This window comes from Lentilactobacillus kisonensis DSM 19906 = JCM 15041 (genome assembly GCF_001434135.1).
Lineage (GTDB): Bacteria > Bacillota > Bacilli > Lactobacillales > Lactobacillaceae > Lentilactobacillus > Lentilactobacillus kisonensis.
The window spans coordinates 15,263-29,715 of record NZ_AZEB01000023.1 but is presented as its reverse complement, the minus strand read 5'-3'; the positions used below and the strand labels follow the sequence as shown (position 1 = coordinate 29,715).

General features: G+C 40.8%; 15 protein-coding genes. 11 read left to right on the top strand and 4 right to left on the bottom strand.

Features of this window, described 5'->3' with window-relative positions:
- The first annotated feature begins 3 nt into the window (after positions 1-3).
- The 3 genes from FC98_RS10610 to FC98_RS10600 all read left to right on the top strand — a co-directional run bounded on the left by FC98_RS10610 (position 4) and on the right by FC98_RS10600 (position 2,451).
- Complete coding sequence (locus FC98_RS10610) at positions 4-1,158, top strand: hypothetical protein (RefSeq protein ID WP_056949549.1); 1,155 nt, start codon at positions 4-6, stop codon at positions 1,156-1,158.
- A 141-nt stretch (positions 1,159-1,299) separates the two neighbouring features.
- Positions 1,300-1,782 (top strand): hypothetical protein, encoded by a 483-nt coding sequence (locus tag FC98_RS10605; RefSeq protein WP_040471551.1) that lies wholly within the window; start codon positions 1,300-1,302, stop codon positions 1,780-1,782.
- 21 nt (positions 1,783-1,803) lie between these two features.
- Positions 1,804-2,451 (top strand): GGDEF domain-containing protein, encoded by a 648-nt coding sequence (locus FC98_RS10600; protein ID WP_056949545.1) that lies wholly within the window; start codon positions 1,804-1,806, stop codon positions 2,449-2,451.
- A gap of 105 nt (positions 2,452-2,556) precedes the next feature.
- Here FC98_RS10600 and FC98_RS14990 read toward each other — a convergent pair whose 3' ends face one another.
- From FC98_RS14990 to FC98_RS10590, 3 genes are read right to left on the bottom strand one after another with little or no spacing between them, the layout of a single operon-like run.
- Complete coding sequence (locus FC98_RS14990; RefSeq protein ID WP_169788692.1) at positions 2,557-2,706, bottom strand: hypothetical protein; 150 nt, start codon at positions 2,704-2,706, stop codon at positions 2,557-2,559.
- 17 nt (positions 2,707-2,723) lie between these two features.
- Complete coding sequence (locus FC98_RS10595; protein ID WP_008856969.1) at positions 2,724-3,161, bottom strand: GtrA family protein; 438 nt, start codon at positions 3,159-3,161, stop codon at positions 2,724-2,726.
- 1 nt (position 3,162) lies between these two features.
- Entirely contained in the window at positions 3,163-4,110 is a 948-nt protein-coding gene (locus FC98_RS10590; RefSeq protein WP_008856968.1) for a glycosyltransferase family 2 protein, read from the bottom strand.
- A 682-nt stretch (positions 4,111-4,792) separates the two neighbouring features.
- Between FC98_RS10590 and wecB the strand changes: the two genes are divergently transcribed.
- Positions 4,793-5,908 (top strand): non-hydrolyzing UDP-N-acetylglucosamine 2-epimerase, encoded by a 1,116-nt coding sequence (gene wecB / locus FC98_RS10580; RefSeq protein WP_054655561.1) that lies wholly within the window; start codon positions 4,793-4,795, stop codon positions 5,906-5,908.
- 15 nt (positions 5,909-5,923) lie between these two features.
- Entirely contained in the window at positions 5,924-6,844 is a 921-nt protein-coding gene (locus FC98_RS10575; protein ID WP_008856964.1) for a YihY/virulence factor BrkB family protein, read from the top strand.
- A 44-nt stretch (positions 6,845-6,888) separates the two neighbouring features.
- Here FC98_RS10575 and FC98_RS10570 read toward each other — a convergent pair whose 3' ends face one another.
- Positions 6,889-7,344, bottom strand: a complete 456-nt coding sequence (locus tag FC98_RS10570) for a flavodoxin (RefSeq protein ID WP_008856963.1) — start codon at positions 7,342-7,344, stop codon at positions 6,889-6,891.
- 332 nt (positions 7,345-7,676) lie between these two features.
- On the opposite strand from FC98_RS10570, the gene recX reads away from it, so the two are divergent.
- The 6 genes from recX (at position 7,677) to FC98_RS10540 (ending at position 14,343) form a co-directional block, all read left to right on the top strand.
- Complete coding sequence (gene recX / locus FC98_RS10565) at positions 7,677-8,477, top strand: recombination regulator RecX (RefSeq protein WP_054655556.1); 801 nt, start codon at positions 7,677-7,679, stop codon at positions 8,475-8,477.
- A gap of 256 nt (positions 8,478-8,733) precedes the next feature.
- Positions 8,734-9,285 carry a nucleoside tri-diphosphate phosphatase gene (ntdP, locus tag FC98_RS10560; protein WP_040471550.1) on the top strand — a complete coding sequence of 184 codons (552 nt, stop codon included), beginning with the start codon at positions 8,734-8,736 and terminating at the stop codon, positions 9,283-9,285.
- A gap of 315 nt (positions 9,286-9,600) precedes the next feature.
- On the top strand, positions 9,601-10,713 hold the full coding sequence (locus FC98_RS10555) for an AI-2E family transporter (protein WP_420805291.1): 1,113 nt from the start codon (positions 9,601-9,603) through the stop codon (positions 10,711-10,713).
- Positions 10,714-10,833: 120 nt separating this feature from the next.
- Positions 10,834-11,244: a glycerol-3-phosphate cytidylyltransferase gene (tagD, locus tag FC98_RS10550; RefSeq protein WP_008856956.1), complete on the top strand. Its 411-nt coding sequence runs from the start codon at positions 10,834-10,836 to the stop codon at positions 11,242-11,244.
- Between the two features lie 216 nt (positions 11,245-11,460).
- Positions 11,461-12,306 carry a hypothetical protein gene (locus tag FC98_RS10545; protein ID WP_056949543.1) on the top strand — a complete coding sequence of 282 codons (846 nt, stop codon included), beginning with the start codon at positions 11,461-11,463 and terminating at the stop codon, positions 12,304-12,306.
- 12 nt (positions 12,307-12,318) lie between these two features.
- Positions 12,319-14,343 carry a CDP-glycerol glycerophosphotransferase family protein gene (locus FC98_RS10540; protein WP_056949542.1) on the top strand — a complete coding sequence of 675 codons (2,025 nt, stop codon included), beginning with the start codon at positions 12,319-12,321 and terminating at the stop codon, positions 14,341-14,343.
- Positions 14,344-14,453 lie beyond the last annotated feature (110 nt).

Sequence of the window (14,453 nt, the reverse complement as noted above, 5' to 3'; positions counted from 1 at the left end):
CTGATGAAGATCTTTAAAGTAAGTTATATCAAAATACTTTTGATCCTCTGCGTTGTCTTAGGTAGTCTCTTAGGCGTTAGTTCCTGCAGTCGAAAAGCTCAGGTAGTTGTGCCAAAGGTCAGCCCTGAGGTTTTGATTCCCAAGACGTTGGCCAAAAAACATGCCAATTCTGCGGCTGAACGACATCTATTGACGTTTATTCAAAAGAAATTACTAACTAAAAATGGTCTTTATACCAGCACAGTTTCCCAGTCTGGTCAAAGTGATTTAGCAAGTGGGCATGATATGTTGAGTGAGTCAGTTGGGATGTGGCTTGACTACCTCAATGCCAGTAAGCAGCCACAAGCTTTCCGGCGGTTTTATGCACATGCCAAGGCCACTTTCGATCAAGGCCCACAATTTAGCTATCGTTATGATCCAACCAACCATCGGCAATACTCAGTTAACGCGACACTGGATGATCTCAGAATTATTAAGGCTTTAATGGTCTATGACGCGCTTAATCATACGGATAGGTATCAAAAAGAAGCTACTAAGCGGTTTACGGTTCTTGCCAAAAATTGCATTGGCAAGGGACAGCTGGTTAATTATTACGATGTGGCGCAAAAACGAGCAGCTAAAAGTGGCTCATTAGCTTATTTTGACCTACAAACATTACATTATTTTGAAAGTGCGACCGCCAATGGTAAAAAAGACTATCAGCAGCAGCTAAGAGTCGTCCAAAATGGTTATCTGGGGGATGTTTTTCCGCTATATCATGCAAGCTTTAACTGGGAACGCAAACAATATTCATCGGCTAATTTAAATACTTCGGAAGCTTTGGAAGTTTTGCTACATTTGGCAGAGGTCGGCAAATTTAAAGCTGCTAGCAAAAACTGGTTAGTCTTTCAAGTAAGCAGGCACGCTTTGAAAAATAGTTATCGGATTACTGGTGAAGTGGCTGACGATGGGCAATCGGTTGCGAACTATGCCTTGGCCGCGCTGATTTTTGCAACTATTGGTGATCGGTCTCATTATCAAATGGCAATGAAGCTTGTCTGGGGAGAACAAATTAAGGATAAGCAGTCACCCATTCGAGGAGCTGTCAGTAACAGAAAAGTACCGATTGCCTATTCATTCAATAATCTAACCGCCCTGAATGCAGCTCAGCGAGAGTGACGTTGGTATCCGTCTACGGGATGCGTAGTGAGGATTGATTACGGTAGCCTTTCCCTGACACAATTGTTGAAGAACCAGCATTGTGTCGTTTCTTAATACATTATTTCTAAATTATTCAAAAGATGATAGGAAGTGACAATCGTGACTATTAATCAGTGGTTGCTCGAAGGCATTATCTGGGGAATTTTCTGTGAACTCGGGATCATTATGTGTTATCAACTTATTTTACTAACACCGATTTTTAAACATTTAAGTCAATATCGAATAAGTAAAGGGACCAGTAGTGCCGCAATCAAGTGGTTCACGGTTGCCTATTTTTCGTTAATTGGTGTTTTTTTTGAGCTGATGAAGACAAATTCGGGAAGCTACTTGTTATCAACCAACTTTATCATGTTAATGGTCATTATGCTCATTGGTATTATTGCCTATTGGCAGGATTTATTAGTGGTAGGACTACTTGCCGTTATGCGGATTCTGATTGATGGTTTCGATGTTAATGGGTTGTTACAGACAGGGATTGCAGTGGCGTTTGTGTTAACTTTAATGTTAATTAGGGTAACTTTTAGTCAAAAATCATTTCGCTCTGATTATTGGATTCAGTGCATCACGATAACGCTGTTTTGACTTAGCTTCTGGGCAATTGGATTGGTTAAGCCGTTAGAAGTATTTCAGCTGGTGATTCAATATATCTGCTTGATGAGCACGTTTTATTGGGCGTTGAAGTTAATTTATCAGGATAATCAATTGCTAATTGTGTTAAGTAAAAACGCCAGTCACGATTACTTAACAGGATTGCTGAACCAACGAATGTATGAAGCTGACTTTCATCGTCAATTGAAAATTGCTCGACAACAGGCAACGCCATTGTCGTTAGTGGCATTTGATATTGATTATTTTAAAGAAATCAACGATCATCATGGGCACGTTGCTGGAAATCAAGTTCTGGTTGAAGTTTCGACAGCCCTCAAACGGGTCTCTCAAGGCTATCAGTCTGATTCAAGGCTTTATCGGGTTGGTGGCGAGGAATTTAACCTAGTATTGCCCAACAATGATCGAAAAAGCGCCGAGCAGCTTGCGTTAAAGTGTTGTGAAACGATTGCTAATTCGGTTATTCAATATAAAGGAGTCAGAATTTCAGTAACGTTGTCTGCTGGGGTATCTGATTTGACACAATCTGACAAACAAGTTGTTGATTTGTATCTAAGAGCTGATCACAATTTATATTTATCTAAGCAGCGGGGACGCAACCGTGTAACGGTTGATGGCAAAACGATTGTTGCAAACAAACGGTAACGAAATAGGCCAACCATTTCAAAAACGGAAATGGCTGGCCTATTTATCAAATCGTCAAGCCCTGGGATCAAAGCATTTAATACCCCAGGGTTAATTTTGAGCAATTTACATTAATACTTTAGCACACGTCACCAATATGGCGATTAGTATAGCCGCCATTGCCAGCAGTTTGAAGCCGTCGTTTCTAGTGTAGTAGCCATCAGGGAATTCTTGGCGGCGCTTCCTGAGAATTTGACGGTTAACGGGTTGTTTCATTTAACAGACTCCCTTACTTAGTTTGCAGACTTCTTGTTCTCGCTATTTCGAAAGACTAGCCACTTTGACCAGAAATAGTTAATAGCAATTACAATGACATTTTCCACTATTTTAACAACAATTTGATTTTGATGCATCAACGTAATTCCAATCCAGAGCATGAGGAATTCCAAGAATAGGGTTGCCAAACGGCCACTAAAGAATGAGATCATCTCAAGAAAATCGCCCATTAATGATTTAGATGGCGAGTGAAAGACGAATGCTTTATTAGTCAGATACGAGAAGAGGACGCTTAAAATCCAGGCGATCGTTGCGTTGATGATGTAATTCCAACCGGTAAAGTGGTGTAAAAGCCAAAAGACAGCGACGTTAATCACCGTTGTCGCAACACCCCAAAATGCATAAGCGATGAGTTCTTCATATTTATAATATAACGCCTTTAGCCGATTTATCATATTAACGTTTCTCCGCAATCACAAATTTTGGTCGGTGTTTGGTTTCGAGGTAAATTTTACCAATGTAGGTGCCAAGAATTCCAAGGCTGAATAGTTGGACGCCACTAAGAAGTAGAATGATGGATACCATTGAAGCCCAGCCATTAACTGAGCCGCCAAAGAACATTGCCCGAATCACAACGAAGAATAAACCGATAATGGAAAGAAAGCTGATGAAGCCACCAACTACGGTTGCCATTTTTAGGGGCACATCAGAAAAATCAACGATCGCTTCCATAGAGTATTCAAATAGTTGGAAGAGGGACCAGGATGTTTTTCCAGCAGCCCTTGGGACACCCTCATATTCTAAGTATTTAGTTTTAAAGCCTACCCAAGAAAAGATGCCCTTACTAAACCGATTATATTCGGGTAGATCTAAAACGGCATCAACGTATTTTCGGGTCATTAACCGATAGTCACGGACATTTTGTTTGAGTTCAACTTTGGCCATTTTATTGATGATTTTATAAAAGCTGGCTGACAGAAAGGCTCGGATGGGGTTTTGCTTGCGACTTGTTTGAACACAACCGACCACGTCGTAATCCTGTTTAGGGTCCTCTAAAATATCAACCATCTGGAGCAGTAACTCAGGTGGATCTTGGAGATCAACGTCCATGACAGCAACGTAATCGCCGTGAGCATGATTGAGGCCAGCTGCAAAAGCGGATTCCTTGCCGAAGTTACGGGAGAATGAAATGTAGTGGACTTCATCAGGATGAGCAGCATTGAGCTTGCGCATAACGTCAAGTGTTTTGTCAGCTGAGCCATCGTTAATAAATAAGTAATCTGGTTGGTATTGCTCAGTATGGCTTGCATTTAACTTGGTAAACACTTTTTCGGTTGTATCATAAAAAAGTTCGACGGTTGGTTCTTCATTAAAACAAGGAACAATTAGACTGATCGTCTTCAAAATAAGCCTCCAAAAATATGTCTAGTTTTCGTTTCTTTATCTTGCAATTAGATTGTTATCCAGCTTTGATTTTGTGTAAAATTGTTGGTAAGCTTAAATTCACTTGGAAACAATTCCATGCAGTGTCGGCAATGGTGGGTCAGTTATGTAGCTCACTGTGTCTGCATCACAATCTAATAACACGTACAATAGTGATGTTACTAAAATATCACAACATCAAATTATAACATACGCCTAACTGATAAAAAATAAGTCAATATTAAGTTTCATGCCGGATTTGATATAATGGATTGCAGGACAGCTACGCAAAGCAGAAACTTCCATATAAGCATCTCAGCCAAAAATTCCAAAACCAGGAATTCTTGGCTGAGACGACTTATATTCCAGTTTCTAACCGCTTTGCTCCGCTCACTCATAATAGGACAGCTGCGCAAAGCAGAAGCCTGCACCCAAGCCTTCTTACCCAAAAATCCAAAACCGGGATTTCCGGGCAAGAAAGCTTAGGCTCCGGCTTCTAACCGCTCTGCTCCGCTCACTCATAATAGGACAGCTGCGTCAGGCAGAAACCTGCGTGTAAGCACCTTCGAGAAAAATTCCAGAACCGGGAATTCCCCTCGAAGGAGACTTACCCTTCGGTTTCTAAGCGCCTGACTCCGCTCACTCATAATATAGGAGACTGAAAATGAAACCAATTAAAGTAATGACAATTTTTGGGACACGTCCCGAAGCAATTAAAATGGCGCCGATTATTTTACTCATGCAGCAGCATCGAGATGAATTCGAACCCATTACCGTTGTTTCAGCTCAACATCGTGAAATGCTTGACCAAGTATTAACCGTATTTCATATTACGCCGGATTATGATTTAAATATTATGAAAAAGAACCAGAGTTTGAGCGACATTACAACGCGGGTCATTACCGCGCTGGATTCAATTATTACCGAGGTCAAGCCTGATATTGTCCTAGTTCATGGCGATACGACAACCACGTTTGCGGCCAGCATTAGTGCCTTTTATCATCAGATTAAGGTCGGCCACGTTGAGGCAGGTTTGCGGACTTGGAATAAATTATCGCCTTATCCAGAAGAAATGAACCGCCAGTTAACCGATGTTCTTTCAGATTTATATTTTGCGCCAACCGAATTAAGCCGGCATAATTTACTTAAAGAGAATCATCCGGATAGTCAAATCTTTGTAACTGGTAATACGGCGATTGATGCCTTGAAACAGACAGTGACTCCCGATTATCAGCACTCGGTCTTAGAAGAACTTAATGCCAAGTCCAAGATGATTCTATTAACGATGCATCGACGGGAAAATCAGGGCGAGCCGATGTTACGAACTTTTCGGGCAATTAAGTCTCTTTTGCAGGATCACCCAGACGTTGAGGTGGTTTATCCGGTTCATTTAAGCCCAACCGTTCAAAAGGCTGCGCATCAAGTATTTGATGGTGATAAGGCAGTCCACTTGATTGAGCCATTGGACGTTTTAGACTTTCATAATATGGCTGCCCGCAGTTACTTTATCATGACTGATTCTGGCGGGGTCCAAGAAGAAGCTCCGTCATTGGGAAAGCCGGTACTGGTTCTAAGAGATACAACTGAACGGCCAGAAGGCATTGACGCCGGCACGCTACGATTAGTTGGTACGGATCCAGCAGTTGTCAAAAAAGAAATGACTGCCTTGTTAGACGACCCTGTGGAATATAAAAAGATGGCGGAGGCTAAGAATCCATACGGTGATGGTAAGGCCTCGGTGAGAATTTTGAACGCCATCAAAGCCGAATTATCTAATTAAAAAAGTGAGCGTAATATGAAATCGATGTATGAGAAAGTCAAAAAATTCATTCAGGTCCTCGTGGGTAGGTATTCGTCTGGAAACGTCTCAGATTCTGCAGCCGTTTTAGCCTTTTATTCATTACTGTCAATCTTCCCAATCTTTTTTGTGATTGGTAGTTTATTAAACTTATTTCATATTCACACCCAGGAGATTTCAACTTATTTACAACCAATTTTTCCTGAGCGGGTTTACAGTTTGCTGGAGCCGGTAATTGAGTCCACGTTGCAAAGTGGCGGTGCTAGTCAACTGTCAGTTGGGCTAATTGTGACGATTTGGTCTGCTAGCCGTGCGATCGCTGCCTTCCAGCGAAGCATCAACAAAACGTATGACGTTGCTGAAAACCAAACGGCAGTTGCCAACCGGATTATTTCATTCGTTTGGATGCTGGTTTTAATTTTAGCCGTCATGGTGATCATGCTATTATTTGCTTTTAGTCAGATGATTTTCAATTGGCTAAGCCCGATTATTAACACCCCCGGTTGGATCGTGAACTTGATCGCCACGGTTAAGTGGCCTGTGACAATTGTGGTTGCCTGGTTTTTGCTGAGCCTGTTGTTTTATTTTGTCCCAACCGCTAAAGTTAAGTTTCGGTATGTCTGGGTTGGCGCGCTGGTGGCGACAATTGGATTGATGTTATTGGCACAGGGATTTACCTATTATCTGAGATTTTTTGCCCGTCGAATTGATACGTATAAGACCATCGGAACATTTATTGTCCTCATGTTCTGGTTAGACTTTTCGGGGGTCATCTTGTTGTTTGGTGGGGTTTTAAACGCCACTATCCAACAGCTCTTTTTGGGTGATATTCAAGAACAGCCGGATGCGATTGACCAAATGATGAAGCAGGCCCGCAAAATCGGCCGGCGTGGTAAAAAACGCCGAAAAAAAAGCTGAGCAAACTTTTACATTTACTCAAGCCAATTAATTAATAATTCAATTTAGTCCTGATTTTGGGCTTTGGTGATTAATTCCTTTGCAAAGGCGTCCAGCTTGGTAATATCGTCTTCATCAGGTTCTAGGTTGATTTTAACGTCTTCAGAACCCTTAGTAGCGCCAGTCTTTTTAAACGCTTCGTCAAACTTATCAACTGAAGTGTTGTAATATTCTTCGTAAAAGGTATCGCCAGAGCCAGCAACGCCATATACCTTTCCTTTTAAGTCCAGATCAGAAAGGTCGTCGAAGAAGTCCATCCCTTCTTCTGGAAGGGCGCCTTCATCGTAGGTGTATGGGCAAACGACACAAATATCGACGTCCTCAAAAACGGATGGATCAGTTTGAGAAATTTCGGTCTCTTTAACGTCCACACCATTGTTTTCAAAGTATTCGGTTACGATGTCAGCAATATCTTCGTTGTTCCCGGTTATGGTTGCGTAAACCACGTGAGCAGTAGTCATAGTATGTCATCCCTTGATTTAATTTAACTTCAGTATAGCAAACTGATGCAAACATATAAAGTAGGCAGGATAAAGCGGTTAGAGAGTGAAGCATCAATTTTCAGCACCAGAAGTCCCGGCTTAGATTTTTGGGGAAGAAGGCTTAGGCGCAACTCTCTGCTTGATGTCACACATTTCAATTCTGTCGCAAAAGTTTAATCCTTGAATTCGGGGGAGTATTGATGGTGCGAACGATCGCTTCGCCAGATCGCCCGTAATCTTCCAATCAAAAGCCAGTCTCAATGCGCCATGCAGATCCTGGTTACAAAACTTTCCTAGACGAGGAGGTCATTATGGTAGAAAAGATCACTAAGATAGAAGCTCAAAAACGCAAGGGCCGGTTTAACGTCTACGTTGATGGTAAGTATGCGTTCCCAATCAGCGAGGAGGTCTTCATTAAGTTTCGGATCTTTAAGGGGATGGAAGTTGATAAGGATCTTATTAAGCAAATTGAGCAGGCGGACGATTTATCGAAATTACATAGCCGTGCGCTTAATTACTTAGCTCATAATTTACGAACGGTATATGAAGTTCGGACCAAACTGGCAGAAATTTCTGACGATCCTGATGCGATTGATCAAGTGATTGCCCAACTTGCTGATCAGCGATTAGTTGATGACGGTAAATATGCTGAAAGCTATGTTAGAACGGTTGTCAGAGAAGAGAAAAATGGGCCGGATTGGATTCGTCAACACTTGAAGGATAAGCACGTCAATAGTGACGATATTGAAGCAGCTTTGGATCGTTACTTTCCGGCAGACGAGGTCATTCGAATTGGCGTTGGGGTTGCCCAAAAACAACTTAAGTCCCACCATAATGACTCAGCTAAGATGGCAATCAATAAAACAAAAAATCTTCTGATGCGGCGAGGATTCCCATATAGCGATCTCGACCAGGTAATGGATCAAATTGATACCGATGGGATGGTTGAGCAGGATCAAGAACTAATTGACAAAGTTGCTGAAAAGTATTGGCGAAAATACGCCAAACTAGATCATTATGAACAGCAACAAAAGACCAAGCAGGCACTCTTTCGGAAGGGATTCTTGATGGATGATATTACGAGTGCTTTGGAGCGGCTTTCAGAGGGGTAGGTTGTGAGGTGGATGCGCCAACTGGAATTTAAGCTGTGTTGATCTTTCAAACATTGCAGAAACGTGCTACACCAGGCAGAAGCTTGCGCATAAGCACCTTTAACAGGAATCCCAAAACCAGGGATTTCTGTTAAAGGAGACTTATACTCCAGCTTCTAACCGCCTGGTTTCGCACTCTGACCGCTTTTCTGATATAATCATACTTGGATTGGCAACAATCGATGCAGATAGCTTAATCAGAAAGTGGGTAGCACAAATGCCGCGAATGCAGAGACTACCAAAAGAAGGGGACTTCATTGCGATTCAAAGCTATAAGCATGATGGCAGTTTGCATCGTATTTGGCGAGATACAATGGTATTAAAGACCAGTGACGAGTCACTCATCGGCTGCAATAATCATACGCTGGTTACTGAAGATGATGGCCGGCATTGGGTGACCAGGGAGCCGGCGTTAGTTTATTTTCATAAGCATTACTGGTTCAACGTGGTTGCGATGATCCGCGATGATGGCATTGCATACTATTGTAACTTGGCTTCTCCATATGTATTAGACAAAGAAGCGTTAAAATATATCGATTATGATTTGGACGTGAAGGTGTTTCCTGATGGTCGGCGGAAGCTTTTAGACGCGGACGAATATTTAGCATTCAGCAAACGCTGGAATTATGGACCAGAAATTGACCATATTTTGAAGCGAAACGTCAGAATACTTGTTGATTGGATTAACAATGAGAAGGGGCCGTTTTCAAAAGAATTTGTTGCAATTTGGTATGAACGCTATTTAGAGTTATCTCGCCAATATAAATGAAGATCACCTAGTAGAGACTGGGAGTAAGTGTTTAGATCCCAGAATTTAACGGAAAATACAATCATTCACGTTGGGATGATTGTATTTTTTTGTCAAATGGCATGAATATGCCGCTTGTTGCAGCTTTTTAAATATAACAGTGGTGATTGAAGCTACCATTACAAACGGAAAATGGCTCATGTTCCGACCTCTTTGTTATCAAGCTTAAGTGAATAAAGATCATACCAATCGGTCACTTTTTAAGCATTTGGGTTCGCTTACCCACACTGTGTTACAATAGTTTCAACAGAAAATACAGAGTTAGGAGTCGATACTTTGCTTGAACGACTTAAAAATTCCTCATTAATGTTTTGGTCAGCCGAGATTTTAATTGTCGTGGCAATTATTTGGGTGTGCACCAAAATAAGCTTTTTCTTTTCACCAATTGGTGTCTTTTTTTCAACTATTTTTATTCCATTGCTACTAGCGGGTATTTTATTTTATATGCTAAATCCAATTGTTAACTTGATCACTAAGATCAAATTTGGAAAGCGACACCGCGTGTCTAGAACATGGGCAACCACGTTAGTTTTTTTACTATTAATAGGGATCATTGTTCTGATTGCAACGGTCTTTATTCCCAAGATTGTCGATCAGTTAGTTACGTTGGCTAACCAAATTCCGGGAGCCGTTAACGATGGTCAAAAATTGCTTGAGAAAGTATTTAAGCAAATGAACTCGCAAACGTATTTGAAACAGATTGATTTTACGCAAGTTACCGATAAGTTTTCTAAGAACATTAGCGGGTATATGAACACGATTTTCTCTGGACTCACGAATGGTATTGGTGGCATTATTTCCGCTGCGGCAAATGTTGTTATTATTGCCGTAACCGTGCCAGTGGTGCTCTTTTACATGTTGAAAGATGGCTATCGGCTTGCACCAACCCTTAAAAAGGTATTGCCTGAAAAGCATCAGGATCAAACAATGGAATTGCTTTCCGAAATGAGTCATACAATTTCAAAATATATTTCCGGACAGATGATTGAATGTTTATTTGTTGGAACGTTTACGGCAATTGGGTACCTCATTATCGGGACACCGTACGCGTTGTTACTAGGGGTCGTTGCTGGGATCTGCAATATCATCCCATACCTTGGCCCTTATATTGGGATTGCTCCAGCGCTCATCGTTTCATTTTCCCACGGCGGTTTCTGGGGCGTTGTGTATAACATTATCGTTGTTCTAATTGTTCAGCAGATTGATGGAAATTTAGTTTATCCAAACGTTATTGGGAAATCCTTGGAAATTCATCCGTTGACGATTATTATTATTTTACTGGCTGCTGGCAATATTGCAGGGTTAATGGGGATGATCCTAGCGATTCCGTTATACGCTGTCGTTAAGGTAGTTGTTGTCCACCTATACAATATTTATCAGTTAGAGTAGTTAGCCAAACAATTAATAATATTTAATAAACATTGACGTTGACGAGGTTTATGCTACTATTTAAGATGTGTTTATTTTTCGTTTAACTAATATTAGAGTAATGATTAAGTAGGAGATTTTATGAAAAAAGTAATTACGTATGGGACGTTTGATTTGCTTCACAAGGGCCATGTCCGTTTGTTAAAGCGAGCTAAGGCGCTTGGCGACCACCTCACCGTTTGTTTGTCATCAGATGAATTTAATGCTGAGAAGGGAAAGAAAGCATACACGTCATACGAAGATCGCAAATACATCTTGGAAGCCATTAAATACGTCGATGAAGTGATTCCAGAGACTAATTGGGATCAAAAAATTCACGACGTTCAGGATCGCGATATTGATATTTTTGTGATGGGTGATGACTGGAAGGGTAAGTTCGACTTCTTAAAGGATTACTGTGAAGTTGTTTATTTGCCACGTACTGAAGGAATTTCAACCACTAAGATCAAAGAAGATTTAGGTCTTACGGATACTAAAGACTGGCAAGCTTAATTTAAATGACTTATGACGAGGCTGTTAACAAAACGAGTGGGTTTTGTACCAGCCCCATTTTATTATGATGGTGATTAGGACAGCTGCACAAAGCAGAAACCTCCACATAAGCACCGCCAACAAAAATTCCCCAAAACCAGGAATTTCTGTTGGCGGAGACTTATATTCCAGTTTCTAAGCGCTTTGTTCCGCTCACTTATTTTTTAGGAGGATAACATGCAACGAGCAATTTTCTTAGTCAGGTCAGTTCAAGGAATTAGAAAACCTACTTTTCGGACTCGGTTAATATCACTCATTAATAGCAACTATCAGATTGTCGTGTTATTAGCAATGACTAACTTTGACGATATTTGGCGGGCCCAAAGGGAATTTCAAGCAGTTAATCTGGGCAGTAGGCAAAACATTCGAGTGATTAGCCTAGCCGACATTTATGCCGATCAGGAAGGGATTGCGTTGAAGGCTACTGATTATTTAGCACCAGATTTTTCCAGCCTTAAAAGCTATGACTCGCATTCTGGTAAGTTATTAGTGACAAGATTTGTTGACGAAGATGGCAATATTGTTGCTGAAAGCTTATTTAGTGAAGCATCCACGAGATTACATACTATTTTGTTTGATAAAAATAGCCGTATTATTCAAATTAATAATTATGATTCAAATGATCATCTGTTTGGAATTGAGAAATATGCGAATGATTTTCTGGACGAAAGCCTATTGTTGAACGCTAGTGGTCAGTTGGTTTTTCGTTTTACCAATTATTTGCAATCCCAAAAAACGACATACAATATCACCGATTCATCCGTTGTACCGCTGCCAGCAGAATTAACAGAAGTTTCTGGGCAAAAAGATGATCAGGCGTTAAAAGATTATGAAGCCAAGGGTGTTTCAACAATCACCAAGGCGACTTCGTATACAAATTACCGGCGTTACGATGACATCAACGCATTTTATCATCAGGTTTTGCTTAATATGGATCTTGAAAATGCCCAGACATACGTTGATATTGATCACCTGGTTGAAGCTGCAAAATATTTGCCGGGTAAACGAATCTTTAATTATTAAGGGGAAATAAAATTGCGAGCGATATTATCCGGAGTTCATCAAAAAAAGGGACTTCAAGTTTTAGAATTTGAATTATTGGATGTGACCGGTTCGATTGAACAGGCCTATATGCTTTTTGTTGAAAAAAATAGTCTGGCCTCAATGATGAAGCCGATCACCAAAGTATTAACTCATAATATTGTCCGAGTTAACATCGATGCGCAGGACTTTCATTTTGATATGGCTGATCAAACTGAATTTGAATGGCAGATTTTCATGGTGAATAATGGCGTTGATCACACCAGCGTGATTCAAGTCGAAAGTGAATACTTAAGTGACCGCCATCAGCTTGAACTTACCAGTTATTATCAATTTAACAGTGATGCGCAGGGAATGGCGTTATTTAACATTCGAACGCGCCAATCTGATGAAGACTTCATGATTAATTCAGTCAACTTAACGGATACCGATTTGGCATTGACTGGCTATAACAAAATTAATGGCATTCGGATCAAGAATCAGCGGATTATTTTAAGGAATAAAACAAATAATGGCAAGCTTGAATATCCAGTTTCCAAGCGGATGTTTCAAGGGATGTTTACCGTTTCGATTCCACTCACCGATATTCCCCAAAATTCCGTTGGGGAGTTATACATTAAGTATGAACTGGCGGGTAAGGAGATTACCCAGCGGCTCATTATCTCTAAGTCGCTAAGTGGTCAGTCCACAATTGCCCAACTTCCTGGTAACCGGGTGATTACGCTTGAAAAACGTTTTGATAATGGCATCCTCGTTAAGGAGTTCTTAGGCGCATCCTTACTGCAAAAGATTGGTGCAGCCGGTGGTAAAGCACACAGTGTTATTGACGTTGTTAGAATGATTCAGGATAAATTAAATTTAGCCCGAATGCGGTTTCTGTTTAAATCAGGCCATTCACCATATGAAAACACAACGATTATTTTTGAGAGCTTTGGCGGCCGTCAAGTAAGCGACAGCCCGTATGCGATTTATAAAGTTTTCAAGACGCTCTATCCTGGGATTAACATGATTTGGTCAATTGACCGCTCACAAAAATCATTCTGTAAGCAAAATGGGATTGCTTACGTCATTCGACGAACAAATAAGTGGGTTCGAATTTTAGAAAAATCGCAATTCTGGATTAGTAATGCTCGATTCCCAACATGGGTCAAGAAGCCCAATTATGTTACTTATATTCAAACTTGGCATGGGACGCCCCTCAAAAAACTGGGCTTGGATATTGAAAATGTGTCAATGCCTGGGACAACGACTGCTAAATACCACAAGAACTTTGTTAGGGAAGCTAATCGTTGGGACGCTTTAGTGTCTCCTAATGATTATTCCACCCAAATTTTTAGGTCGGCCTTTGGGTTTAATAATCAAATTCTAAAGGTTGGTTATCCTAGAAATGATGAATTGATCAATACGAATCCTGACGAAATTGCGGCAATTAAGGAACAATTGGGAATTCCGTTGGATAAAAAAGTGGTTATGTATGCACCAACTTATCGGGATAATCAGTTTGCTGAAAAGGGGAAGTATACATTCGAATTGCCGTTTGACCTAGATGACTTTCGGAAGTCGTTTGGAAAAGATACGGTCTTACTACTACGGATGCATTATCTCATTTCGAATGCGTTGGATATTTCGAATTACTCAGATTTTGTGTATGACTTTTCTAATTATCCGAATATCAGTGATTTGTATTTAGTTTCGGACTTATTAATCACGGATTATTCATCGGTATTTTTCGACTATGCTTACCTAAAACGGCCAATTTTGTTCTATCCTTATGATTATCATTTGTATAAGGAAGAACTCCGGGGCTTTTATCTGAACTATGAAAAAGAACTACCGGGAAAGATTGCCAGCAATTCACACGAGCTGCTAGCTGAAATCAATCACGCATTGGCTCATCCGGATATGAGTGCTAACCAGAAGTTCATGGATTTCTATAACCGCTTCTGTGCAATTAATGATGGGTTGAGTTCGTTGAAGGTGGTCAATTACGTGATGCATCAGATAGAGAGTGGTGTGTAAAGTAAGTGAGCGGAGCAAAGCGTTTAGAGTCCGGAGCATAAGTCTCCACCAGTGGAAATCCCTGGGCTTGGGATTTTTACTGGTGGTGCTTATGTGCAGGACTCTGCTTT

Excerpts from the sequence above, each read along its gene's own strand:
- tagD (WP_008856956.1), top strand. The coding sequence starts at position 10,834 with ATGAAAAAAGTAATTACGTATGGGACGTTTGATTTGCTTCACAAGGGC.
- FC98_RS10595 (WP_008856969.1), bottom strand. The coding sequence starts at position 3,161 with ATGATAAATCGGCTAAAGGCGTTATATTATAAATATGAAGAACTCATC.
- FC98_RS10575 (WP_008856964.1), top strand. The coding sequence starts at position 5,924 with ATGAAATCGATGTATGAGAAAGTCAAAAAATTCATTCAGGTCCTCGTG.
- FC98_RS10610 (WP_056949549.1), top strand. The coding sequence starts at position 4 with ATGAAGATCTTTAAAGTAAGTTATATCAAAATACTTTTGATCCTCTGC.
- wecB (WP_054655561.1), top strand. The coding sequence starts at position 4,793 with ATGAAACCAATTAAAGTAATGACAATTTTTGGGACACGTCCCGAAGCA.
- FC98_RS10570 (WP_008856963.1), bottom strand. The coding sequence starts at position 7,344 with ATGACTACTGCTCACGTGGTTTACGCAACCATAACCGGGAACAACGAA.
- FC98_RS14990 (WP_169788692.1), bottom strand. The coding sequence starts at position 2,706 with ATGAAACAACCCGTTAACCGTCAAATTCTCAGGAAGCGCCGCCAAGAA.
- FC98_RS10545 (WP_056949543.1), top strand. The coding sequence starts at position 11,461 with ATGCAACGAGCAATTTTCTTAGTCAGGTCAGTTCAAGGAATTAGAAAA.
- ntdP (WP_040471550.1), top strand. The coding sequence starts at position 8,734 with ATGCCGCGAATGCAGAGACTACCAAAAGAAGGGGACTTCATTGCGATT.
- recX (WP_054655556.1), top strand. The coding sequence starts at position 7,677 with ATGGTAGAAAAGATCACTAAGATAGAAGCTCAAAAACGCAAGGGCCGG.